11 protein-coding genes are annotated in these 25828 nt (G+C 74.3%); 8 read left to right on the top strand and 3 right to left on the bottom strand.

Features of this window, described 5'->3' with window-relative positions; all coding sequences use genetic code 11:
- Positions 1 to 19: 19 nt before the first annotated feature.
- The 6 genes from ACZ5Y0_RS27700 (at position 20) to ACZ5Y0_RS27675 (ending at position 8484) form a co-directional block, all read left to right on the top strand.
- Complete coding sequence (locus ACZ5Y0_RS27700) at positions 20 to 967, top strand: ornithine carbamoyltransferase (RefSeq protein ID WP_469131401.1); 948 nt, start codon at positions 20 to 22, stop codon at positions 965 to 967.
- 52 nt (positions 968 to 1019) lie between these two features.
- On the top strand, positions 1020 to 3350 hold the full coding sequence (locus tag ACZ5Y0_RS27695; RefSeq protein ID WP_469131400.1) for a lantibiotic dehydratase: 2331 nt from the start codon (positions 1020 to 1022) through the stop codon (positions 3348 to 3350).
- On the top strand, positions 3347 to 4873 hold the full coding sequence (locus ACZ5Y0_RS27690; protein ID WP_469131399.1) for an amino acid adenylation domain-containing protein: 1527 nt from the start codon (positions 3347 to 3349) through the stop codon (positions 4871 to 4873). The genes ACZ5Y0_RS27695 and ACZ5Y0_RS27690 overlap by 4 nt, the downstream gene beginning before the upstream one ends.
- Positions 4870 to 5817 carry a threonine ammonia-lyase gene (locus ACZ5Y0_RS27685; RefSeq protein WP_469131398.1) on the top strand — a complete coding sequence of 316 codons (948 nt, stop codon included), beginning with the start codon at positions 4870 to 4872 and terminating at the stop codon, positions 5815 to 5817. Before ACZ5Y0_RS27690 ends, ACZ5Y0_RS27685 begins: the two co-directional genes overlap by 4 nt.
- Before the next feature lie 97 nt (positions 5818 to 5914).
- Positions 5915 to 6175 (top strand): acyl carrier protein, encoded by a 261-nt coding sequence (locus ACZ5Y0_RS27680; RefSeq protein WP_469131397.1) that lies wholly within the window; start codon positions 5915 to 5917, stop codon positions 6173 to 6175.
- A gap of 11 nt (positions 6176 to 6186) precedes the next feature.
- Positions 6187 to 8484, top strand: coding sequence for a lantibiotic dehydratase (locus ACZ5Y0_RS27675; protein ID WP_469131396.1), 2298 nt, complete (start codon positions 6187 to 6189; stop codon positions 8482 to 8484).
- Between the two features lie 878 nt (positions 8485 to 9362).
- On the opposite strand, the gene ACZ5Y0_RS27670 is transcribed toward ACZ5Y0_RS27675, so the two are convergent.
- From ACZ5Y0_RS27670 to ACZ5Y0_RS27660, 3 genes are read right to left on the bottom strand one after another with little or no spacing between them, the layout of a single operon-like run.
- Complete coding sequence (locus ACZ5Y0_RS27670) at positions 9363 to 16580, bottom strand: amino acid adenylation domain-containing protein (protein ID WP_469131395.1); 7218 nt, start codon at positions 16578 to 16580, stop codon at positions 9363 to 9365.
- On the bottom strand, positions 16577 to 23038 hold the full coding sequence (locus ACZ5Y0_RS27665; protein ID WP_469131394.1) for an amino acid adenylation domain-containing protein: 6462 nt from the start codon (positions 23036 to 23038) through the stop codon (positions 16577 to 16579). The genes ACZ5Y0_RS27670 and ACZ5Y0_RS27665 overlap by 4 nt, the downstream gene beginning before the upstream one ends.
- A complete protein-coding gene (locus tag ACZ5Y0_RS27660; RefSeq protein WP_469131417.1) occupies positions 23025 to 23975 on the bottom strand; it encodes a TauD/TfdA family dioxygenase in 951 nt (316 codons plus the stop codon). The genes ACZ5Y0_RS27665 and ACZ5Y0_RS27660 overlap by 14 nt, the downstream gene beginning before the upstream one ends.
- 271 nt (positions 23976 to 24246) lie before the next feature.
- Between ACZ5Y0_RS27660 and ACZ5Y0_RS27655 the strand changes: the two genes are divergently transcribed.
- Together ACZ5Y0_RS27655 and ACZ5Y0_RS27650 are read left to right on the top strand one after the other, a co-directional pair.
- Positions 24247 to 24465 (top strand): MbtH family protein, encoded by a 219-nt coding sequence (locus tag ACZ5Y0_RS27655; RefSeq protein WP_469131393.1) that lies wholly within the window; start codon positions 24247 to 24249, stop codon positions 24463 to 24465.
- A 33-nt stretch (positions 24466 to 24498) separates the two neighbouring features.
- Positions 24499 to 25782 carry an MFS transporter gene (locus tag ACZ5Y0_RS27650; protein ID WP_469131392.1) on the top strand — a complete coding sequence of 428 codons (1284 nt, stop codon included), beginning with the start codon at positions 24499 to 24501 and terminating at the stop codon, positions 25780 to 25782.
- Positions 25783 to 25828: the final 46 nt, after the last annotated feature.

The following is a 25828-nucleotide window of genomic DNA, read 5'->3' as shown; positions in this document are numbered from 1 at the left end:
ACGCGAGGAGGAACTCCTGATGGCCCGGCCCAACCGCCACCACCTGATCTCCGTCGACGACCTCACCGATCGGGAGCTGCGCTGGCTCGTGCGCCGCGGCGCCCAGTACGCCGCCGGCGAGTGCGACGACGCGCGGCCGCTCGCCGACGCGGTCGTCGGCGTGCTGTTCCGCAAGACGTCCACCCGCACCCGGACCGCGTTCTCGGCCGGCGCGCTCCGGCTCGGCGGGCGGCTGATCACCTACGGTCCCGACGAACTCCAGGAGAACACCGGGGAGAGCTCCGAGGACACCGGCGCCGTGCTCTCCCGCATGCTCGACGTGCTGGTGGCGCGCACCGCCGGCAGCACCGAGGAACTCCGCGCCTACGCCGCCCAGCAGCGGATGGCCGTGATCAACGCGATGAGCGCCGCCGAGCACCCCACCCAGGCGCTCACCGACCTCACCACGATGCTCGGCCGCTTCGGACGGATCGAAGGGCTGCGGGTGCTGTACGCCGGCGAGGGCAACAACACCGCCTCGGCGCTCGCCTTGGCCCTCAGCCGGTTTCCCGGCACCGAGCTGCACCTGCGGACCCCGGACGGCTACGGCCTCGACCCGTGCTTCCTCGACCTGGCCGGCAGCCACGCCAAGGAGTCCGGCGCGCTGGTCGAGGAACGGCACGACATGGCCGACCTGCCGGAGGTCGACATCGTCTACACCACGCGCTGGCAGACGACCGGCACGACCAAGCCCGACCCGGACTGGCGGCGCGTCTTCGCCCCGTTCCGGGTGGACGCCGCCGTGCTGGCGGCCTGCCCCGGCGCCGTCTTCATGCACGACCTGCCCGCGCATCGCGGCGAGGAGGTGACCGGCGAGGTGCTGGACGGCCCCTCGAGCATCGCGTTCGACCAGGCCGAGAACAAGTACCACAGCGCCCGCGCCGTCCTGGAGTGGTGCCTCGGCGGCATCCCGGCAGAGCCGGCCTGACGACCGGTCGGCCACCGGCCCGGCGCACATCACCCAGGGAGGTAGCACAGCAATGTCCGACACGATACGCATGCCCGCAGACGGGTGGCGCCTGTGGACGCACTTCGCGCTCCGCGGCCCCGGCTTCCCCGCCGCGGGAGTACTCCGGCTGGCCCCGGAGGGCCTGGCCTCGGCCGCGGACAAGTTCGCCCCCGAGGAGGTGCCGGCGGGGGCGGACTGGGAGGCGTTCGAGGAGGCCTTCTCCGTGGCCGCGGTACGGACCGCACGTGAGCTCCAGGAGATCGCCGCCTCGGCGCCGTTCCGGGCCGCGGTCGCCTGGCAGAACCGTGCGGTGCTGCGCACCGGCATCAAGCCGTTCCTCGACTGGACGCCGTCCGCCGAGAACCGCAGCAGCATGCCACGCCAGCGCGAGGAGCTGGTCGCGCACTACTGGCAGCGGTTCTGCGTCAAGAACGACACCATCGGCTTCTTCGGCCCGGTCGGCTGGGGCACCTTCGACACCCTCCGGCGCGGCGTCGAGGTGCACCCCGGCACCGGCTTGGTCGCCGAGTCCCGCGTCTACTTCTCCAGTTGGTCGATGGACGCCCTCGCGAAGGCGATCGACCGTGACCCGCGGGTGCGCGGATGGACACCCCCGCGCCAGGTTCCGTTCGTCCGGGTGGCCGACGGCACGGTGCGCCTCCCCGGTCGCCCGCCGCAGCCGACTGCCGAACCCGCGCTCACCGTCCTGCGCCTGTGCGACGGACGCCGGACGCCCGCCGAGATCACCGACCTGGCCGCCCGGGAGCTGGGCCGGGACCTGTCGGACAGGGAGGTGACGGAGGCCTTGGAACGGCTGGCCTCCGGCCGCCTCATCGGCTGGAAGCTCGACGTGCCCGCCGGCACCTATCCCGAGCGGGAACTGCGCACCCTCCTGGAGCGCATCGGCGACCCGGCGGTACGCGAACCCGCCCTGGCCAAGCTGGCGGTGCTGGAGGCCGGCCGTGACCGGGTCGAGCGGGCCGGAACCGACCCCGAGGAGCTGACCGCCGCGCTCGCCGCCCTGGAGGCCGACTTCGCCGAGATCACCGAGGCCTCGGCGGTCCGCGAGAAGGGGGCCCGGACCGCACCCAACCGCGCCCTCGTGTACTCCGACTGCCGCCGGTCCGCCACGGCGACCGTGGGCACCGCCGTCCTGGAGCGGCTCGCGCCGCTGGAGCTGTGCCTGACCGCCGCCCGCTGGATGACCGACCGGTACGCGGAGGCCGTCGGCGCGCGCATCCACGAGGCCTACCTGGAGCTGCGGGAGCGGCAGGAGCAGGTCGATCTCGGCTCGCTCTGGTTCGCCTGCCTGCCCGCCCCGCACCCGCAGTCCTTCGCCGACATCGAGCGCGTCCAGGCCGACCTGCGCGAGCGCTGGGGACGGATCATCGACGCCCCGGCCGGCGCCCGGCGGGTCTCGCTCTCCAGTGCCGCCATCGCCGACCAGGTTCGTGAGGCCTTCCCCGAGAGCGGGCGCGGCTGGTCGCTCAGCCGGTACATCAGCCCCGACCTGTTGATCCTCGCCGAGGACCCGGGCGCCGTCGAACGCGGCGAGTTCCAGCTCGTCATCGGCGAGCTGCACGTCGCCATGAACACCCTCGGCCAGTCGCTCTTCGTCCACCAGCACCCCGACCGGGGGCAGCTCATCGACGAGACCACCCGCGACTTCCCCGGCCCGCGGCTGCTCCCCATGCTGCCGAAGGAGCTTCCGCTCAAGTGGTCCGCCCGCAGCCGGCAAGCCCTGGAGCGGCCGGAGGACCATTACGTCGCACTCACCGACCACAGCGCCGACCCGCACCGCCCGCGTACCGTCCGCTCCGGCGACGTACGGGTGGAGGAGCGTGACGGCCGGCTGTCGGCCGTGCTGCCCGACGGATCGGTCTTCGACCTGCTCGACGTGTTCTGCCACGCGCTCACCAACCGCGTGATGGACCGCTTCACCCTGCGTCCGGACGGCGACCACTCGCCCCGGATCACCATCGACTCCACCGTCGTCGCCCGGGAGACCTGGCGGTTCGTGGGCTCCGGGCTGGCCTTCGCCGACGACAAGAGCGAGGCCCGGCGGTTCGTGCGGGCCCGGCAGTGGCGGGACACGCACGAGCTGCCCCGCTTCGTCTTCGTGGTCTCGCCCACCGAGCCGCGGCCGTTCTTCGTCGACTTCGACAGCCCCGTCTACGTCAACATCCTCGCCAAGGCCGCCCGTCGGCTCGCCCGCAAGGACCCCGACGCCCGGCTCACCGTCACCGAGATGCTCCCCACGCCCGAACAGGCCTGGCTCACCGACGACCAGGGGCGGCGCTACACCTCCGAACTACGCCTCGTCGCCGTCGACCGGAGAACCGCCCCCGGGGAGCCGGCATGACCGCCCCCGCACCGACGACCTTCGTCCAGGACATCCGCGCGCACGCCGACCGGGCGCCGCGTTCCCCCGCCCTGCTGACCGCCGACGGTCCGATCGGCTACGGCGAACTCGCCGCCAGGGTCGACCGGCTCGCCGCCCACCTCGCCGCCCACGGCGTGGGACCGGAGCGGGTCTGCGTGGTGGCCCTGCCTCCCGGCGCCGACGCCGTGGTGGCGACCGCCGCGGTCGTCCGGGCCGGCGGGGCGTTCCTCACCCTGGACACCGACCTGCCCGACCGGCGGCTCGCCGCGCTCGCCGCCGGCGGCGGCGCGGCCCACCTGCTCACCTCCGCCGCCCTCGCCGGCCGCCTCGGACGGCTGGTCGACGCGCCCGCCGTCCTGCTCGACCGGATTCCCGCCGGCTCCCCGCCGTTGACCGCTTTCCCCGCCCCCCATCCGCGCTCGCTCGCCTACGTCAGCCACACCTCGGGCTCCACCGGTGCCCCCAATCCCGTCCTGATCGAGCACGGCAGCCTGGACACGTACCTTCGCGCCGTCGTCCGCGACAACGCCCTCGGCCCCGGCACCGTCGCCCTCCAGCTCGCCCCGCCCGGCTACGACGCGTCCATCCGGGACACCTTCGCACCGCTCGCCGCTGGCGGGTGCGTCGTCCTGGTCGAACGCGCGCGCCTGCTGGGCGCCGAGGCCTTCGCCGACACCGTCGCCGAGTACGGCGTCGACACCGTCCTCAGCACCACTCCCTCCTTCCTGAGCTTCCTCCTCCAGTCTCCCTACGCGGCCGAACGGCTGCGCACGCTGCGCCTGGTCTGCTCCAGCGGCGAGTCGCTGCGCCCCTTCCTCGCCGCCGGTGGCCGCGCTCTGGTCGGCGGCCGCCTGGTCAACCAGTACGGGCCCAGCGAGTGCACGATGACCTCCACCCGCTACGACGTGCCCGCCGCCCCCGACACCTCCGCCGACACCGTCGGCACCGCCATCGACGGCACCGCCGTACGCCTGCTCGATCCGCGGGGGCGGGAAGTCCCGGACGGGTCGACCGGAGAGGTGCACATCGGCGGCGCGGGCGTGGCCCGCGGTTACGGCGGGCAGCCCGGCCTGACGGCCGACCGGTTCCCGCCCGACCCGTACGGACCGCCCGGCGCACGGCTGTACCGGACCGGCGACCTCGCCCGGCGGGCCGCTGACGGAACCCTGGAGTACCTCGGCCGGGCCGACCGCCAGGTCAAGATCCGCGGCCACCGGGTGGACCCGGCCGAGATCGAGGGTGCTCTGCTCACCCACCCCGAGGTCACCGGCGCCGTGGTGACCGCCGGGACCGACGACCGGGGCCGGACCTGGCTCGGTGCCCATGTCACCGGCCCGCTCGACGGCACCACCGACGCCCAACTGCGCGCGCACCTGGCCCGTACCCTGCCGCCGCACATGATGCCCAGGCGGTTCACCCGGCTGGAGCGCCTGCCCGTCACGCACAGCGGCAAGGCCGACCGTCGGGCACTGCGGCCCCCCGTGCCCGAGACCGTGTCATGACGGCCTCCGGCACCCGGATCGGACCGGCCGCCGTGCTGGCCGCCGCCGACCGGATCGCCCTCCACGTCCGGCACACCCCGCTGCTGCGCCGCGACTCCCTGCCCGGACTGCTGGTCAAGGCCGAACACCTCCAGCACAGCGGGTCGTTCAAGCTCCGCGGCGCGGCCAACGCGATGCTCGCGCTCGGCGTCGACGAGGTCGTCGCCGGCTCGTCCGGCAACCACGGCATCGCGGTGGCCACGCTCGGCCGCACCCTGGGTGTCCGTGTCACCGTGGTGATGGCGGCCGGCGCGGCCGAGGCCAAGGAGCTGGCCATCCGGGCGCTCGGCGGCCGGGTCGTCCGGGTGTCCGGCGGGGTGGCCGAACGCGACCGGTACGCCAAGGACCTCGCCGTCCGCACCGGGGCCGCCCTGGTGCCCTCCTCCGACCACGAACTCGTGGTGGCCGGACAGGGCACCGTCGGTCTGGAGGTGTTCAGGGACGCCCCCGACCTCGACGCGATCTTCGTACCGGTGGGCGGCGGCGGCCTGCTGGCCGGTGTCTGTCTCGCCGCCGCCCACCTCCCGAGCCCGGTTCGGATCGTCGGCGTGGAACCCGACCGGGCCCGGCGCTACGCCCACTCGCTCGCCGCCGGTCGCCCGGTCGAACTGCCGCCCGGCGACTCGGTGGCCGACGGGCTGCGCGGCCAGCGGCCCGGCGAGGTGATCCTCCCGATCGTCCGGCACCGGGTCGACGAGCTGATCGGTGTCGGCGACCGGGCCGTGCTCCACGCGATGGCCCTGCTGCACCGCGCCGGCATTCCGGCCGAGCCGAGCGGCGCCGTCGCCCTGGCCGGCGCCCTGCGGCTCGGGCTCCCGGGACGCAGCGCCGTCGTCGTCTCCGGCGGCAACAGCGCCGCAGCCCTGGCCGCCGCCCCATCCGCGCACGCCGGCACCGGCCGCTGACCGGATGCCGCTCGGCGACCGGCCACCGTGCCCACCCGTCGTGCCGCGTCTCCCGCCTCCCTTGTCCACACCCAAACCCCTCGAAGAAGGACACGACATGGATCTCATGGACGCCGCCGAACTCACCGGGCTGATCACCGGCTACTACCGCGACACGCTCGGGGACGACACCCTCGACGCGACGAGCGACTTCTTCGAGGCGGGCGGCGACTCGCTCGCCGCCTTCCAGATCGTCGACCGTCTCCAGGAACTGCTCGACGCCGAGATCGCCGTCGCCCTGGTCTTCACCTATCCGACCCCGGCCGAGCTGGCGGGGGTCGTCCTCGACGACCTGTCCCTCGCACACGCGTCGGCCTAGGAGGCACCAGGATGCACGAGGGATCCGTCTCTCTGAGCGGCCGCTGGCGACTGTGGGACCAGGTCGCCGTGCGCGGCGCGGGGTTCCCGGCGGACGGGGTGCTCCGGCTCGCGCCGGAGGGCCTGGCCGCGGCCGCGGACAAGTTCGGGCCGGGGGAGGCCCTGTCCGGCGCGGCCTGGAAGGCCTTCGACGAGGAGTTCGCACAGGCCGCCGTGCGAGCGGCCGCGAGCGCGCAGGAGATCGCCGCCTCCGGACCGTTCCGGGCAGCGGTCGCCTGGCAGAACCGGGGGGTGCTCGACTCGGCGATCCGACCGTTCCTCAACTGGCGACCGGCGACCGAGGGCCGGACCTTCAAGCAGCGCCAGCGTGAGGAACTGGTCGCGCACTACTGGCAGCGGTTCTGCGTCAAGAACGACACCATCGGCTTCTTCGGACCGGTCGGCTGGGGCACCTTCGCCCCCTCCCGGCCGGGCATGGCCGTCGAGCCGGGCACCGGACTGACCGCGTCCTCGGAGGTGTTCTGGTCCAGTTGGTCGGTCGACGCCCTGGCCCGGGCGATCGACGCGGACCCGGCGGTGCGCGCCTGGACGGCACCCCGCCGGGTGCCGTTCGTACGACTGGAGGGGAACGTCGTACGGACCCCCGCCAGGCCGCCGCACCCGATGCCGCCGGAGACGCTCCGGGTGCTGGGCCTGTGCGACGGCACCCGCTCCGTCCCGGCCCTCCAGCAGGAGGTCGGCCCGGGAACGGACGTGCCCGCCCTGCTCGCCGAACTGGTCCGGCTGCGCTGGATCACCTGGCGGCTCGAGGTACCCGCCGACATCCGGCCCGACCGCCGACTGCGCGCCTGCCTGGAGCGGATCGGCGAGCCGGCCCTGCGCGCCGCCGCCCTCGCCCGGCTGGACGAACTGCGGACCGCGATCGAGGCCGTCGGGGCGGCAGCCGAGGACCCCGAGCGCCTGGTCGCCGCTCTCACCTCCGTCGAGCAGACGTTCCAACACGTGACCGATGCGGCCGCCAAACGCGAGAAGAGCACCACCACGGCGCCCGGCCGCGCCGTGGTCTACGCGGACAGCCGCCGCGCCGCCCGGGTGACGCTCGGCAGCCACGTGCTGGCCGCGCTCGCCCCGCTCGACCTGCTGATGTCCGGAGCCGCCTGGCTCGCGTCCGCCCTGGCCGCCCGTGTGGCGGAGCGCGTCAGCGAGGTGTACGAGCGGCTGCGCGCCGACACCGAGCCCGGCCGGCCGGTGGACCTCGCCGCCTTCTGGTTCGCCTGCATGCCGGTCCTCCACGGCGCCGCGGTCACCGACGCCGCCGACCTCCAGGCGGAGTTCGAGCGCCGCTGGCACCGGATCCTCCCGTTGTCGGAGGGGGTGCGCCAGGTCACGGTCGCCGGCACGGAGATCGCCGACCGGGTGGCGGAGGCCTTCGGGCCGGCCACCGCACCGGGCTGGACCGCGGCGCGGTACGTCAGCCCGGACGTGATGATCGCCGCGCAGGACGCCGCCGCCGTCGAGCGCGGCGAGTTCCACCTCACCCTCGGCGAACTCCACCTGGCCGCCAACACGCTGGGGAACGAACTGTTCGTCAACCAGCACCCCGATCCCCGCGAGCTGTTCGACCGGACCGACCGGGACCACCCGGCGCCACGGCTCATGCCGCTGCTGCCGAAGGAGCACAAGTCCCGGCTCTCCGCCCGGATCCGGCACGCGCTGGTCCGGCCGCAGGACTACCAGGTCGCCCTCCTCGACAACACGGCGGACCCGCACCGCGACCGGACCGTGCCGAGCGCCGACGCCGTGGTGGAGCACCGTGACGACCGGCTCTGCGTGGTGCTGCCCGACGGCGCCGTGTTCCCGGCCGTCGAGGTCTTCGCCCACGTGCTGACCACGCTGGTGACGGACCGATTCCGGCTGCTGCCGGAAGCCGACCACTGCCCCCGGGTCACCATCGACCGGATGACGGTGGCCCGGGAGACCTGGCGGTTCGTGGGCTCGGGGCTGGCCTTCGCCGACGACAAGAGCGAGGCCCGGCGGTTCGTGCGGGCCCGGCAGTGGCGGGACACGCACGAGCTGCCCCGCTTCGTCTTCGTGGTCTCGCCCACCGAGCCGCGGCCGTTCTTCGTCGACTTCGACAGCCCCGTCTACGTCAACATCCTCGCCAAGGCCGCCCGTCGGCTCGCCCGCAAGGACCCCGACGCCCGGCTCACCGTCACCGAGATGCTCCCCACGCCCGAACAGGCCTGGCTCACCGACGACCAGGGGCGGCGCTACACCTCCGAACTACGCCTCGTCGCCGTCACCGACTGAACCGCCGACCCGACCGCGCTCTCGAGCCACGGTCCACCCCGCACCGCCGAACCGGGCCGGGCTCCGCATCAGGAGCCCGGCCCGGTCGCACGCGGTGCCGGCCACGGCCGGCCCGGCGGCGCCGGGCGGACGGTCAGGTTCCCGTCGTCCCCGGCGGTCCGGGGGACACGACGACCGTGCCGTGAAAGCGCCCACCCCAGGTGCCAGGCACCGGGCCCGGCGAACAAGGCGCGGGCGTCGGTGCCGGCCGCCTCCGGCCGCTCCCGCCGCTCGGGCGCGAGGGGATGTCGCCGTGCTCCAGCTCCGTCCGGGGGGTGATCCAGCGCGCGGGCGTCTCCTTCCCCGGTACCGCGACGGACCCGGAGTCGAACGGATCCGGCCCCCGACCGGACCGGTCACCCCGCGTGAGCCTCCCGGCGGCGACATCCCCGCGCACGTTCGCCCGCCGGGTGCCCGGCACGGCCCGCGCCTCAACGCGGGTTTCACCGTCCGCGCCCCGGCGGCGGAGGTGATCGAGCGGATCGACCCCGCGGTCGGCAGGGTCGGGACGCGCGTGGCCCGCGGTCGGCAGGGCCGAGCCTCTCGACCCCGCGGCCGGCAGGGCCGAGAGGCTCGACGTCGCCATCCGGGTGCCGACCAGGGCGCGGACAGAGGGGCAGGCCCTCCCCGCCCCCTCGGGATCAGCTTCGACGTCACCGCTCCGGAAACCGCCCACCTGCGCAGATTCGCCGACCGCTACGGCCACTCCCGTCAGCCCACCCGTCGAGGCGGGGCGACCCGCCAGGCCCGCATGGCCGCCGCCGACCGGACGCGGCGGCGCCGGGAGGGCGGGGGCGCTCCGTGCGCCCCCGCCCTCCCGGCCGTCCCACCCGCCGGTGTCAGCCGGTGCCCTCCGCGCCCTCGCCGCCGAGGATGCCGGTGACGGCCTCGGCGAGGCGGCCGAGGTGCGGCGGCTTCATCACGCCGAAGTGGTCACCGGGGATCCGGTGCAGCGTCACGTCCCCGGTGAGCTCGCGCCAACGGGCGAGGTAGTCAGGGAACGACTGCCCCGAGGCCACCTCGTGCTCGCCGTCCGCCAGTTCGTCACTGGCGATCAGATGCAGCCGGCCCGCGTACGGGCGGTGCCGGTAGGTCAGGCACATCTCCATGACCTCCCGCCACATCTTCGCCGAGGGCAGCCAGACCTCGTCGGCCCCCTGCTCCGGCAGCACTATCCCCACCTCGGGGTCGACGTCGTCCACCAGATGCTCCAGCAGCGCCAGGACCTCCGTCCGAAGCACCGAGGTGTCCTGCTCGGGCGGGGCGTCGGCCAGTTCCGCCAGCTTCGCCACACAGCTCTCGATCAGCCAGTACTCCCGCCACAGCTCGAGCCGCTCATGGTTGTCCAGCCCCGGATCGAGCAGGATGAAGGTGACCTCCTCGCCCTCGGCCGTGAGCCGGTGCGCCAGCTCGCTCGCGATGCCGCTGCCGCCGCACCAGCCGAACAACCGGTAGGGGCCGTGCGGTGCCTCGGCCCGCAACTCGGCCAGGTAACGCTCCGCCATCTGCTCCGTCGAGGGGACAGGGCCGTCCTCGGCCTGAAGGCCGGGCCAGGCGAAGGCCGCGACCGGCTGGTCGGGGTCGAGGTAGGGCACCAGCGGGCGGTACCAGTGGGCACTGCCGCCGCCGGGGTGCACGCAGAACAGCGGCGGCCGGGTGCCCTCGCGCCGCAGCCAGACCAGCGACCGGGCCGCCGGAGCGCCGGCCTCGGCGGCCGCGACGAGCCCGGCCACGGTGGAGTGCTCCAGGAACGAACGGACGGTCAGCTCGATACCGTGCCGTTCGCGCAGCAGGGCGGTGATCCTCAAAACGGCGAGCGAATGCCCGCCGAGGACGTGGAAGTCGTCGTCGACACCGACCCGCTCGACACCGAGCACCTCGGCCCAGATCTCGGCCACGGCCCGCTCGGCGGGCGTGCGCGGGGCGGTGAACGCCGACGTCGGGGCGGGCCCGGCGGGCTCGGGCAGCGCGGCCCGGTCGATCTTCCCGTTGGCGGTGAGCGGGAGGGCGGGCAACTCCACCCAGGCACCGGGCACCAGATAGTCGGGCACCCGCCGCCGGAGCTGCTCGCGCAGTTCCGCGACGTCCGGCGGAGCGTGTCCGGGTTCGAGGACGACATAGCCGGCCAGCCGCTTGTGGCCGTCCGGTCCGGGGTGCACGGCGGCCGCCGCCGCCCGGACGGAGGGGAGGCCGCCGAGCGCGGCCTCCACCTCGGCCAGCTCGACCCGGTGGCCGCGGATCTTCACCTGGCCGTCGTGCCGGCCGATGAAGGACAGCGTCCCGTCGGGGTCGCGGCGGACGATGTCCCCGGTGCGGTAGAGGCGCGCCCCGCGGACGGCCCCGGAGGGGTCCGGCACAAAGCGGTCCGCGGTCAGATCGGGGCGGCCGAGGTAGCCGCGGGCGAGCCCGGGGCCCCCGACCAGGAGCTCGCCGGGCACCCCGAACGGCACCGGGTCGAGGTTCTCGTCGACCACCAGCACCCTGGTGTCGGTGATGGGCGTGCCGATCGGCACGCCGCGGTCGACGTCGGCCTCGGTCACCCCGCGCAGCGCGGTGCTGAAGGTGGTGCACTCCGTGGGGCCGTAGCCGTTGGTCAGCGCCACGCCGTGCTCCAGGGCGGTGCGCACGTGCGAGGGCGAGAGCGCGTCGCCGCCGGCGAGGACCTGCCGTACGTCGGCCAGGAGCTTCGGGCGGGTCTCCACCATGTGCTGGAACAGGCCGGCGGTGAGCCAGAGCACCGTCACCCCGTGCCGATGGACCACCTGGGCCAGCTCGTCGGCCGTGGTCGCCCCGGGTGGGCAGACCGCGAGCCGGGCGCCGTTGGCCAGCGCCCCCCACACCTCCAGCGTGGACGCGTCGAAGGCGAGCGGCGCGTGCAGCAGCAGCACCTGGTCCGGGTCGAGGTCGGCGTAGTTGGGGTCGTGCACCAGCCGGACGATCCCGCGGTGCGTGACCTGGACGCCCTTGGGCCGGCCGGTGGAGCCGGAGGTGTAGGTGACGTACGCCAGGTTGTCGGGGCCTGTGCCCGCCTCGACGGGGGTCTCCGGCAGTCCGTCGAGGACGGCCGATCCGGCGTCCAGGGGGACGCCGTGGATGCCGGCGAACGCGGCCAGGCGGGGGGTGTCCTGCGGGCGGCAGAGGACCACCCCGGCACGGACGTCGTCCAGGACGCAGCCGATGCGCGCGTCCGGGTAGGCGGGGTCGAGCGGCACGTAGTACCCGCCGGCCTTGAGGACGGCGAGCATGGCGAGCACCGCCTCGATACTGCGGTCCAGGCAGAGCGCGACCGGCTTCTCCGGGCCGACGCCGAGTCCGCGCAGCAGGTGGGCCAGCTGGTTGGAACGGGCGTCCAGTTCCCGGTAGGTCAGACGCCGCTGGCCGTCCTCCAGCGCGGTCGCCCCGGGCCGGCCGCGGGCAGCGAGCAGCTCGGGCACGCAGACCTCGGGCAGCGGCCGGGTGGCGGCCGGTGTCCCGCCCACCTGCTCGAGGCCGGGTGCGCGGAAGCTCCGTGGGTCGGCGTCGGCGTCGTCGGCCATGGCGGTGAGGACGCTCAGGAACGCCTCGCCGATCGCCGTCAGCCGCTCCCTGTCGGCCCAGCCTGGCCGGCAGGTCATCCGCAGCTCGCCGGGGAAGGTCCACACGTCGAAGGTGAACTCGTTCGGACTGTGGTCGTCGACCGTGCCGATGTCCGCGCGCTGCCCGTCGAGCACGTGGAAGTCCAGGTAGGCGAAGACCACCTCGACGAGCGGTTCGCCGCCGCCCCATGCGCGCTGCATCGCGGGCAGCGGGTAGCGCCGGTGCGGCCACAGGGCCAGTTCCTCGGCGAACACCGACCGCACCAGCTCGCGCCAGCTCGGCGCCCGCAGGTCGACCGCGAACGGCACCGTGTTGAGGTACATGCCGCGCACCCGGTCGCCGCCCGGCAGTTCGGGGCGGCCGTTGGTGACGGCGCCGGCGAAGAACCGGCACTGGCCGCTGATCAGGCCGAGCACCTTCAGGTGCGCGGTGTACAGAACGCTCTTGAGCGAGGTCTGGGTGTCGGCGGCGAGCCGGCGCAGCCGCGGCTCCAGGTCCGCCCAGGGCAGCCGTACCTCGGGGGCCGGCAGGTGGGCCTCGGCCGAGGCGCAGTCGGCGGGCAGCCGGAGCCGCTCGTGGCCGGTGATCCGTCCTCGCCAGAAATCCCGGTCCGCCGCGGAGGCCAGGGCGCGCTTCTCCAGCCGGACGAAGTCGGCGTAGCGGACCCGGGGCGGGGCCGTGGGCGGGGCTGCGGTGCCTACGGACAGCTGGCGGTAGGCGGCCCGCAGCTCACCGATGACCGAGTGGTGGCTCCAGCCGTCCAGGATGGCGTGGCACTCGACGTGGGTCAGCAGCCACTCCCGGTCGCCGATCAGGTGGGCGTGGTAACGCAGCAGCGGGGCGCGACCGACGTCGAACGGGGTGCGCTGGGCCTCGGCGCGGAAGCCCCGCACCCGCGCCTGCTGCTCCTCGGGCGGCAGGCCGCGCAGGTCGGTGACACCGGCTTCCACCTCCAGGCCGTCCGCTGCGTGCACCAACTGGAGCGGTTCGGAGTACCCGGAGAGGTCGAAGGAGGTGCGCAGGATCTCGTGCCGCTCGATCAGCAGGCGTACCGCGCCCGCGAACGCCTCGGCGGAGAACGGGCCGTCGTCCACCATCTGGAAGGTACTGACGTTCTGGTAGGTGTTGCGCCCGGGGTCCGCGAGCATCTCGTAGACCATGCCCACCTGGACCTGGCCCATGGGGTATGCGTCGACCAGCCCTTCCGGGAGCCGGTCCCGGTCGCCCGGGGCCAGCAACGCGAAACGGCCGACCAGGGCGGTCTCCTGCGGCTCGGCCGCCGGCCGGCCGGTCGCCACCGGCGCCAGCTCGGCGACGGTCTGCCGGGCGAAGACGTCCTGCACGGAGACGGCCAGCCCCTGGTCGCGCAGTGCCCCGACGGCCCGGATGGCGCGCATGGAGTCCCCGCCGAGCTGGAAGAAGCCGTCGTGCACCCCGACCTCGTCGACGCCGAGAGCCGTCGCGAAGGCGTCCGCGAGGGTCCGCTCGATATCCGTGCGCGGGGCGACGAACGCGCCGACCAGGGCGGAGCGGGCCCGGTCGGGAGCGGGCAGCGCCTTGCGGTCGGTCTTGCCGCTGGGCGTCAGGGGCAGCGTCTCCAGCAGGGTCCAGTGAACGGGACGCATGTGCTCCGGCAGCCGCCCGCGCACATGCTCGCGGGCCGCCTCGACGTCGGCCGAGGGCGGCACCAGGTATCCCACGAGCTGCTCGTCGTGCACGGCGACGGCCGCGGCCGCGACGCCGGGGGCCTTTGCCAGTACCGCCTCGATCTCGCCCAGTTCGACCCGCTGGCCGCGGATCTTCACCTGGTGGTCGAGCCGGCCGAGATACTCGATGGCGCCGTCCGCGCGGTACCGGGCCAGGTCACCGGTGCGGTACAGCCGCCCGCCGGGCTCGGTGGCGAAGGGGTCGGGCACGAAGCGGTCGGCGGTCTGCTGCGGCCGGTTCAGGTAGCCGCGGGCGAGCTGGACGCCGCCGAGCAGGAGTTCGCCCGGCACCCCGATCGGCACCGGCCGCAGGGAGGCGTCCAGGATGTAGGTGCGGGTGTTGGCGATCGGGCGGCCGATGGTGACGGGAAGCCTCGGCTCACACCGGGTCGCGGTGACGTCCACCGCGGCCTCGGTCGGCCCGTACAGGTTGTGCAGCTCGCAGCCGATCCGTTCGTGCACGGCGGTGACCAGGTCGGCGGGCAGCGCCTCGCCGCTGCACACCATGCGGCGCAGCGAGGGCAGCGCCGGCAGCGGCTCGGCGAGGAAGGCGCGCAGCATCGACGGCACGAAATGGACGGTGGTGATCGCCTCGGTGCCGATCAGTCCGGCCAGGTAGGCCGGGTCGCGGTGGCCGCCGGGCCGGGCGAGCACCAGTGTCGCGCCGGTCATCAGCGGCCAGAAGAACTCCCAGACCGAGACGTCGAAACCGTAGGGCGTCTTCTGGAGCACCCGGTCGTCGGTGTCCAGCCCGTAGGCCTCCTGCATCCAGTGCAGCCGGTTGACGATCGCCCGGTGTTCGATCAGTACGCCCTTGGGGCGGCCGGTGGAGCCCGATGTGTAGATCAGGTACGCCGGGTGCCCGGGGGCCACCGCGACGACCGGGCCGTGGGACCGGCTGCGGGGGATCTCGCCGGTGATGTCGACCAGGTGCGGCGTGCGGTCGCCCACCAGAGGGGCGAGCCCCGGGTCGGTGACCACGGCGCGGGCGCCGGAGTCCTCCAGCATGAAGGCGAGCCGGTCGGCCGGATAGTCCGGGTCGAGCGGCAGGTAGGCGCCGCCGGCCTTGAGCACCGCCAGCAGCGCCACCACGAGGTCGGTGCCCCGGTGCAGGCAGACGCCGACCACGGACTCGGGTCCGACGCCGAGGGTCCGCAGGTGCTGGGCGAGCCGGTCGGCGCGGTCGTCCAGCTCCCGGTAGCTGAGGCCGACGCCCTCGAAGCGCACCGCCTCGGCGTCGGGGGTGCGGGCGGCCTGCTTCTCGAACAGCAGCGGGAGGGTGCCGGCCGGGTAGCGCCGGCCGGTCGCGTTCCAGCTGAGGAGCTGGCGGTCGCGCTCGGCCGCGGGCAGGATCTCCAGCTCGTCCACCGGGGTGTCGGGCGAGGCGACGGCGCTCTGAAGCAGGCGGGCGAACTGCGCGGCGAACCGCTCGGCCGTCGCTCGGTCGAACAACGCCGAGGCGTAGTTGACGCCGCCGGACAGCGAGCCGTCCGGCTGCTCGGCGAGGCCCACGGTGAGGTCGAACTTGGCGCTGCTCTCACCGACCGGCAGCCGCTCGGCCGTCAGGGCGCCCATCGTCGCCGGCGCCGTCGAACCGGCCGTGTCCTGCCACAGCAGCATGGAGGAGAAGAGCGGCGTTCGGGACGGGTCCCGCTCCGGTGCCAGTTCCTCGACCAGCCGCTCGAAGGGCACTTCCTGGTGGGTGTAGGCGTCGAGCGCGCTCTCGCGGACCTGCCGCAGCAGGTCCGCGAAAGACGGCGCCCCGGACAGGTCGACCCGCAGGACCAGCGTGTTGAGGAAGAGGCCGACCAGGTCCTGGAGGGGCGCCCGGTCCCGTCCGGCCACGGGGAAGCCCACGGCCAGGTCGCGTTGCCCGCTCCAGCGGCCGAGCAGGACGGCGTGCGCGGCCAGCAGCGCCATGAACGGGGTGGCGCCGTGCTCCCGGGCGAGTGCCGTCAACTGCCGGGCGGTGCCGGCCGGGACGGCGAGCGGCACCAGCCGGCCCGCCGAATCGCGCACGGCCGGGCGGGGTCGGTCGGTGGGCAGCTCCAGAGGCGGCAGCCCGGCCAGCCGCTCGCACCAGTGGTCGAGTCGGCGGCGCAGCGCCGGGCCGGAGAGCCGTTCGCGCTGCCACAGCGCGAAGTCGGCGTACTGCACCGGTGGTTCCGGGGAACGGGTCGCCCGCCCGGCGACCGCGTCCTCGTACCGCTCCGCGAACTCGGCGACCAGGATGTCCTCGGACCGTCCGTCGCAGGCGATGTGGTGGACGGTCAGCAGGACGACGTGCTCCCGCGGAGCCAGCCGGGCCAGCACGGCGGAGAACACCGGGCCCTCGGCGAGGTCGACCGGCCGGCGCGCGCCGGTGGCCAGGGCGGCGATCCGGGCGTCCGCGGCCTCCCGGTCGAGGGCACCGAGGTCCTCCTCGTCGAGGCGGACGCTTCCCGGCCCGTCGACGACCTGTACGGGCTCACCGCCGACCACCGGGTAGCGGGTCCGCAACACCTCGTGCCGTTGGAGGATCCCGTCCAGCGCGGTGCGCAGCGCGGCCCGGTCGAGGGGGCCGCGCAGCCGCAGCGCCCAGGTCATCAGGTACTCGGTGCCGCCGGGCTGGAGCCGGTCGAGGATCCACAGGCGGCGCTGGGCGAAGGAGAGCGGGAGCGGGCCGCCGCGCGGCACGCGGGCGATGCCCTCCTCGGGGGAGGGGGTCGCCCGCCCGGCGAGGCGCCGTTGCAGCAGCTCCTGCCTCAGCCGTGCGCGGTCCCTGGTGTCGGTCATCGGAGGCCTTCCTCGGCGAGCAGGCCCGCCACTTCGTGGTCGGTCAGCGCGGTGATGTCGGCCTCCACGGCCTCGGACACCGCCTCGGAGAGCCGGGCCACGGTGGTGGCCTCGAACAGCAGGCGCAGTGGCAGCTCGACGGCGAAAGCCTCGCGGAGCCGGGCCAGCACCCGGGTGGCCAGCAGCGAGTGCCCACCCAGGGCGAAGAAGTCGTCCTGGGCGCCGATCCGCTCCAGGCCCAGAACCTCGGACCAGATCGCGGCGACGGCCTCCTCGGCGGGGCCACGCGGGGCCAGGTGCTCGCGCGCGCCGCCGGCCAGGGCGGCCGAGGCGTCCGGCAGGGCCTTGCGGTCGATCTTCTTGCTGGCCGTCAGCGGGAACGCGTCGAGCGGCACCCACACCGAGGGGATCATGTACTCGGGCAGGAGTGCGCCCAGGTGTCGGCGCAGCCCGGCCACGTCGGGCATCGGGCTGCCGGGGCGCGCCACCAGGTAGGCGACGAGCCGGCGTTCGCCGGGGGCCGTTTGCGGGGCGGTGACCACCGCCTCCCGGAGGGCGGGATGCCGGGCGAGCGCCGCCTCGATCTCGCCGAGTTCGATGCGCAGGCCGCGGACCTTGACCTGCTGGTCGATCCGGCCGAGGAACTCGAGGGTGCCGTCCGGCCGGTGGCGGGTCAGGTCGCCGGTGCGGTAGAGGCGTCGGCCGGGCTCGGCGGCGAACGGGTCGGGGACGAACCGCTCCGCGGTGAGGTCGGGCCGCCGGTGGTAGCCGCGGGCCAGCCGGACGCCACCGAGGTACAGCTCGCCGGGCACGCCGACCGGGACGGGGCGCAGGTCCGCGTCCAGGACGTAGGCCCGGGTGCCGGGGACGGGTCGGCCGAGCGGCAGGGCGCCGGCCGCGTCCCCCTCGGCGGGCGCCTCCGGGACGGGGTGCAGCAGGCAGGTGACGGTGGCCTCGGTCGGCCCGTAGTTGCACAGGAAGCGGGCGGGCAGGCCGGTTTCAGCCCAGCGCCGCGCGTCCAGGCCGGTGACCACGTCGCTGCCGACGTTCATCAGCTTCAGGGAGCGCAGCAGGGGCAGGTCGGGCGAGTCAAGGACGGCCCGGTAGTAGGACGGGGTGATCTCCAGGACGGTGACCCCGTGCTCGGCGAGCCGGGCGGGCAGTTCGGCCGGGGTCCAGAACACCGGGTCGGCGACCACGACGGTGGCGCCGGCCACCAGGGTCGCCGCGATCTGGTCCATCGCCACGTCGAAGGTGAGTGCGGACAGCAGTGCCACCCGTTCGCCGGGCACGATGCCGTACGCGTCGGCGATCACGCGGCAGTGGTGGGCGTACGAGCGGTGCTCGATCATCACGCCCTTGGGGCGGCCGGTCGAGCCGGACGTGTAGATGACGTAGGCGAGGTTCTCCGGCCGGGCCGGGACGGGCGCCGGGCCCCCGGGTGCGGTGCCGGGCTCGTCCTGGGCGTCGGCGTCGGCCAGGACCACCCGGTGGCCGGTCAGGCGGCCGGCGAAGGCGCGGGTGGTGACCACGAGTTCCGGGCCGGCGTCGGCGAGCATGAGTTCCAGCCGCTCGGCGGGGTGCCGCGGGTCGAACGGCACATACACGCCGCCGGCCTTCAGCACGGCGAGCAGCACCACCACCGCCTCGACGCCGCGTTCCAGGCAGGAGCCGACGACCGTCTCGGCGGTGACCCCGAGGGAGCACAGCCGGGCGGCGAAGCGGTCGGCGCGCGCGTCGAGTTCGGCGTAGGTGATCTGCTGGTCGCCGAAGACCACGGCGATCGCGTCCGGTGCCCGCCGGACCTGCCGGGCGAAGAGTTCCGGTACGCACAGCCCGTGTTCCCCGGAGGGGTCGAGCAGGGCGGTGCGTCCGGAGTGCGGGTCGGCCCAGGCGGTGAGGACGCGGTGCCGCTCGTCCTCGGTGAGCATCCCGAGGTCGCTGATCCGCGTGCCGGGGGCGGCCGCGACGCTGCCGATCAGGGTCAGGTAGTGGCCCGCCATCCGCTCGACGGTCTCCCGGTCGAAGAGTGCGGTCGCGTACTCGAACCAGCAGTACATGCGCCCGCCGCGCTCCTTGACGGTCACGGTGAGGTCGAACTTGGCGGCCTCCAGTCCGGCGCGGACCGGCTCCACGGCGACCCCGCCGATCCGGTCGGGGACGCCTGCCAGGTGCTGGTGCTCGAACATGACCTGGAACAGCGGGTTGCGGGAGAGGTCCCGCTCCGGCCGCAGCGCGTCGACCAGGAGTTCGAACGGCACGTCCTGGTGGGCGAAAGCGTCGAGCACGGTGCCGCGGACCTGTTCCAACAGCTGCGTGAAGACCGGGTTGCCCCCGAGGTCGCTGCGGATCACCAGGTTGTTGGTGAAGAACCCGACCATGTCCTCCGTCTCCTGGCGGGTCCGCCCGGCGACCGGGGTCCCCACCGCGAGGTCGTCGCGGCCGGTCCAGCGCTGAAGCAGCACCTGGAACGCGGCGAGCATCACCATGAACGGGGTCGCGCCGTGACGGCGGGCCAGTTCGGCGACGTTCCGCCCGACCTCCGGCGCCACCTCGACGACGACGTTGGCGCCCCGGGCGTCCCGGAGCGCCGCGCGAACCCGGTCGGCGGGCAGTTCGACGGGCGTGAGGCCGCCCAGGCGGTCGCGCCAGTAGGCGAGCTGGTGCTCCAGTCGGCCGGCCTGCTGCTGCTCGCGCTGCCACACCGCGAAGTCCGCGTAGTGGACCGGCTGCGGGGCGTGCGGTGAGGGCTCGCCCGCGGCGAAGGCCCGGTAGGAGAGGTCCAGGTCGCGCAGGTAGACGTTGGTCGACCAGGCGTCGAAGGCGATGTGGTGCAGGGTCAGGACGAGGAGGTGGTCCTCGGGGGCGGTGCGGATCAGGTTCGCCCGCAGTGGGTGCTCGTGCGCGAGGTCGAACGGTTGGCGTGCCAGTTCCCCGACCAGGCCGCGGGCCCGGTTCTCGGCGTCGGGTGCGCCCGCCAGGTCGGTCAGGGTGAAATTCACCGGCCCGGCGGGGTCGACGATCTGGACGGGCTCGCCGCCCTCGGAGCGGTACCTGGTCCGCAGCACCTCGTGCCGTTCGGACAGCGCGTCCAGCGCGTGGCGCAGGGCCACGGTGTCGAGTGGTCCGGCCAGCCGCAGCGCCAGCGGGACGACGTACTCGTGGGTCCCGGGTTCCAACTGGTCGAGGAACCACATGCGCTGCTGGCCGAACGAGAGCGGCAGCGGGCGGTCCCGGCCCGCCGGCCGGACGGCGTCCGGATCGGTGTCCGGGTGGGGATCCGGGCCGGCGCCGGCCTCGGTGACCCGGGCGGCCAGCGCGGCGACCGTCCGCGCGTGGAACAGCTCGCCGACGGTCAGCTCGATACCGAAGGCGCGCCGCAGTCGCAGCACGAGCTTGATCGCGAGCAGGGAGTAGCCGCCGAGCAGGAAGAAGTCGTCCTGCGTGCCGACCCGTTCGACGTCGAGGACCTCGGCCATCAGCTCGGCGACGGTCCGCTCGGCGACGGTGCGCGGGGCGTCCCGAGCCGCCGTCGGCCGATCCGGTCCGGCGGGCCGGTCCGGTTCGGCGGCGGTGGACAGCCGGCGGCGGTCCACCTTCCCGTTCGGCGTGAGCGGCACCTCGGTGAGCTCGACGAAGGCGGACGGCAGCATCGCCTCCGGCAGTGCGGCAGACAGGTGGACGCGCAGCACCTCCGCGTCGATCCGCTTCCCCGCGACGGGCACCGCGTACGCGGTCAGCCGCGCGTCACCGGCGGCGGACCGGTGCGCGGCCACCACGGCGGTGGCCACCGACGGGTGGGCCGCCAGCAGGACTTCGATCTCACCGGGCTCGATCCGCACTCCGCCGATCTTGACCTGGTCGTCGACCCTCCCGACGTACTCCAGCGCGCCGTCCGGGCGGCGCCGCACCAGGTCTCCGGTGCGGTACCGTCGCGCGCCGGGCACGGTCGCGTAGGGGTCGGGGACGAACCGGTCCGCGGTGAGGGCGCCCCGGCCGGCGTACCCGCGGGCGAGCCCGAGGCCGCCGACGCACAGCTCACCGGTCACCCCGACGGGCACCTGCCGGTCCTCGCCGTCCACCACGTAGGTGCGCACATTGGGCAGCGGCAGGCCTATCGGTACCAGGTCGCCGGGCTCGTCGGGGTCGAACCGCCAGGCGGTGGAGTCCACGGCGCACTCGGTGGGGCCGTAGGTGTTGACCACCTCGGCGTCGAGCGTGCGGCGCAGCCGGGCGGACAGTTCGACGGGCAGCGGCTCGCCCGCCGAGCAGACCAGACGCAGCGAGGCGCAGCCGGCCAGTGCCGGCTCGTCCAGCAGCAGGCGCAGCATCGAGGGCACGCCCTGGAGCACGGTGACCCGGTGGTCCACCACGGCGCGGACCATCACCGCCGGGTCACGGTGGGCGTCCTGCGGGCCCGTCACCACCGTGGCACCGCACACCAGCGGGGAGAGGAACTCCCACAGGGCGGCGTCGAAACCGATGGTGGTCTTCTGCAACACCCGGTCACCAGGACCCAGGCCGAAGCGCTCCACCGACCAGAGGACGCGGTTGCGGATCGCGGCTTCCGGTACGACGACCCCCTTGGGTCCGCCCGTCGAACCGGAGGTGTACATCACGTACGCCGCCTCCGTACCGACCGCGCCCACCGGTTCGAGGACCGGCGCCTCCCCGTCCTCCTCCGGCCGGACGGCGTCGAGCACCAGGATGTTCGGATGGACCGGCAGCCGCCCGCGCAGCGCCTCCTCGGTGACCAGCAGGGCCACGCCCGCGTCGGCCACCAGGTGAGCCAGCCGCTCCGACGGGTGTTCCGGGGCCAGCGGCACGTACACCCCGCCCGCGGTGAGCACCGCGAGGACGGTGGCGACCAGGTCGGTGCCGCGGTGCAGCGCGACGCCCACCGCGCTCTCCGGGCCCACGCCGCGCGAGCGCAGCAGTCCGGCGAGCCGCCGCACCCGGTCGGCGAGGTCGGCGTAACCGGTCTCCCGCGCCCCGGACACCACGGCCACCGCCTCAGGGGTGGCCAGGGCCTGGGCGAAGAACAGCTCGGCGAGCGACTGCCGCGGGCGCTCCGTCTCGGTACGGTTCCACTCCGCGAAGGCCGCCAGCTCCGCGTCGGGGACGGTCTCCAGCGCGTGCGCGGCGCTGTCCGGGTGCTCGGCGATACTCGCGAGCAGTCGCAGCAGGCTCGCCGCCATCCGCTCGACCCGCGCGCGGTCGAACAGCGCGGTGGGGAAGATCAGCCGGGCCGCCATGGAGCCGTCCGGGAGTTCGGACAGGTGCAGTGACAGGTCGAAGGCGGAGCGATCGGCGGCCGACTCGACCTTCGCGACGTCGAGCCCGGGCAGCCGCAGCGGTCGGCGCTCGGCGTTGTGCAGCGCGAAGCCGACCTGGAACACCGGGTTGCGGGAGGGGTCCCTCTCGGGTGCGAGGTCGGCCACCACCCAGCCGAACGGCACGTCCTGGTGCTCGTAGGCGTCCAGAGTGGTGGTGCGCACCAGCGCCAGCAGGTCGAGGAACGAGCCCCGACCGGACAGGTCGGTCCGCAGCACCACGGTGTTGAGGAACATGCCGACCAGCGGCTCCAGCTCGACCTCGTTGCGGTCCGAGACCGAAACACCGACCGCCACGTCGGTCCGGCCGGACCAGCGCGCGAGCAGCAGCTGGAAGGCGGCCAGGTGCACCATGAACGGGGTCGCACCCCTGTCCCGGCCGAGCACGGCCAGCCGCCAAGCCAGTCCCGCGGGCACCGTGAAAGGGACACTGTCCCCGGCCGGGTCCCAGTGCGCCGGGCGCCGGCGGTCGGCAGGCAGCTCCAGCGGTTCCAGACCCGCCAGGCGCTCCCTCCAGTAGCCACGCCGCTGCTCGGCCCGCCCGGGGGCGGCCGCCCAGGTGTCGCGCTGCCACTGGGCGAAATCCGCGTACTGCACCGGTACCGGCTCGAGCGGCGAAGGCCGGCCGGCTGCGAACGCGGTGTACAGGTCGTGCAGTTCGCGGGCGAGGACGCCCCAGGACCATCCGTCGAAGGCGATGTGATGGACCGTCACCAACAGGACGGCCTCCTCCTCGGCGCACCGGACCAGGGTCAGCCGCCAGGGTGCCCGGCTCCGCAGGTCGATCGGGGTGCGCAGCTCGGCCGCGTGCAGCTCGCGCAGGTGCGACTCCCGGTCCGCCGGTGCCACGCCGGTCAGGTCCACCCGGGCGAGCCGGACGGGACCGGGCTCGTCCACGCACTGCGCCCCGGCGCCTCCGGCGCTGTCATAGCGGGTGCGCAGTACCTCGTGCCGCGCCGAGATCTCGGTGAACGCCGCCTCGAGCACCCGCGTGTCGAGCGGGCCGCGGATGCGGAACGCCTCGCACATCAGGTACTCGGTGGATGCGCCGGAGCGGAGCTGGTCCAGGAACCACAGCTGCTCCTGGGCGAACGAGAGCGGGTGACCGCTGTCACCGGTGGGCATCGGGGACCTCCACGGACGAAGCGGACTTCACGGCTGCGGAGTAGGTCTCGGCCATCGCCACGGCGATCCGGCGCGGCCCGGTGAACGGCTCGCGGGCGTGCGCAGACAGCATGTTGTCCACGAGCAGCACGTCGTCCCGCTGCCAGTCGAAGCGCCGCTGCTCGACGCGATAGCAGGACCGCAGATGCGCGACGACCTCGTCCGGAATCGGCCGGCCGTCGCCGAAGTAGGTGTTGGTCGGCAGCTGCGCGTCGTCGTACATCTCCCGCAGCGCGCCGCACACCTCCTCGGCCAGCGTGGTCACGTGGAAGAAGGTGAGGTGGTTGAACCAGACCGTCTCCCCGGTCACGGGGTGGCGGTGCACCGCGCGGCGGCGCGCGCGGGTCCGCAGGCCGTCCGCGGTCCACTCGGTCTCGACGCCGTTGCGGGCGCAGTACGCCTCGACCTCGCTGCGGTCGCCGGTGTTGAAGGCCTGCTGCCACGGCACACCGAAGCCGTCGGAGAAGTTGCGCACCACCATCCAGCCCCGGGCGGCGAACTCCTCCCGGACGGACGGGTCGATCGCCGCGTACACCCGGCGGGTGTCGGCCAGCGGCGTGGCGCCCATGGTGTCCGGTGGCCGCACGCAGTGGAAGAACAGGTGCAGCGGCCAATCCGCCTGGTAGGAGTTCTCGTTGTGGAGAAAGATCTCCTCGTTCGGCGGGTAGTCGGTCGAGGTGTACACCTGCCCCTTGATGGTGCTGCGCGGCGAGGACCGCTCCGCGTAGGGCAGTGGCTCCGCGGACACCGCCCGCACCGCGGCCTCGAAGCCGTCCACGCCGCCGACGTCGAAACCGCGCAGCAGCACCGCGCCGTGTTCGAGCAGCCGGCCGCGGACGAGCGGTCGGGCGGCCGCCAGGTACTCGGACAGGGACGTACCGGGGGGCTCGGCCGGCATCGTCAGGGGGAGGGCGGAGCTTGCGTCGCGCTCCCGGACGCGGTCGGCCGGAGCGGTCCGGATGGAGGGGTTCGCAGTCATGCGCCTCAGCGTCGCCGCACGGCCGTCGCCGCTCCGAGAGAACAACCGGCAGTCACGTCGGCAGCGTTGGTGCCGCGGTGACTGCGCCTCCTTCTCTGGAGCCCGACCGGGCGGCTGCGGCAAGGTCTCTGGCGCCGCCCCCGGTCACGTGACGTTCGTGACGCGGCAGTTCACAGAGGGAGGGCGCACCGTGGCCGAGGAAGACATCGACGAGCGTACGTACCGCGTCGTCTTCAACGACGAGGAGCAGTACTCCGTCTGGCTCGCCGATCGCGAGCTGCCGCTCGGCTGGCACGCCGAGGGCACCGAGGGCACCCGAGCCGAATGCCTGGCCCACATCGGCACCGTCTGGACCGACATGCGACCGCTCAGTCTGCGTCGGCAGATGGAGCGGGCGGCGCGCGGCTAGCGTCCGGTCCGGGCCGGACGAGGAGTGTGACGGATGACGAGCCCCGACATGAGCGCGCCGGCGGACGCGCGGCCGCCGGACCCGCCGGAGACGGCCACCGCCGATCCGGTGGTCCCGCTGCATCGCAACCGCGACTTCCTGCTGCTGTGGGGCGGTTCAGCGGTCTCCCTGCTCGGCTCGACGGCGACCACCATCGCCTACCCGCTGCTGGTCCTGGCCATCACCGGCTCGCCGTTCGCCGCCGGACTGGCCGGATTCGTGTCACTGCTGCCCGCACTGCTCCTCCCGCTGCCGGCCGGAGCCCTGGTGGACCGCTGGCCGCGCCGGCGGCTGATGATCTGGTGCGACGCGCTGCGGGCGCTCGGCGCGGCGACCATCGTGGTCGCCTCCGCCCTCGACGTCCTGGGCCTGCCGCTGGTGCTGGCCGTGGGCTTCGCCGAGGGCGCGCTCACGGTGTTCCACGGGCTCGCCGCGCACGCGGCCGTCCCGAACGTCGTGCCGCCGGGCCAGCTCTCGCTGGCCCTGTCCCGCAACGAGGCACGGGGGCGGGCCGCCGTGATGCTCGGGACACCGCTCGGCGGTGTGCTGTTCGGTCTCGGCCGGGCCGTCCCGTTCCTGGCCGACGCGCTGACCTACCTGGTCTCTCTGACCGCACTGCTCTTCATCCGCAAGGAGTTCGAGGCGGAGCCGTCCGTCCGCACCGGCAGCATGGGCGAGCAGGTGCGCGAAGGCCTGAGGTGGCTGTGGCGGCAGCCCTTCCTGCGCACCGCCACTCTGCTGGTGGCCGGCAGCAACCTGATGTTCCGGGCGCTGTTCCTGGTCGCCATCGTGCTGGCCACCGACGTCGGCGCGTCCTCGGCGGGGGTGGGCCTGATGGTCGGCTTCGCGGGGGCCGGGGGTGTCCTCGGCTCGCTGGCGGCGCCGTGGTTCGCCCGCCGGGTCGCGCTGGGTGCCCTGGTGATCGGGGCGAACTGGGCGTGGGCGGTGCTGATGGCCGTGATCGCCCTCAGCCGCGACCCGTTCACGCTCACCGCCGCCTACGCCGCGATGTGGTTCGTCGGACCGCTGTGGAACGTGGCGCTCGGCAGCCACCAACTGAGCATCACACCGGACCGGTTGCGGGGCCGGGTGCTCGCGGCGATGACCACGCTGTCCAACGGGGCACTGCCGATCGGCTCGCTGCTCGGCGGTCTGCTGCTCGACTCGGTCGGCGCGCGGCCCACCGCGCTGGCCCTGGCGGGCTGGATGGTGCTCATCGCCGGCGCCGCCTCGGTCGCCCCCTCCGTACGCGCCGCGTCCGGCCCGACGGCGCGGTGACCCGCCGGGTCCCAGCCCGGCCGCGGCTTCCGAACGCCGCGACCGG

It is taken from the genome of Streptomyces sp. NPDC033216 (assembly GCF_055577115.1).
This window is presented reverse-complemented; position numbering and strand designations above follow the sequence as displayed.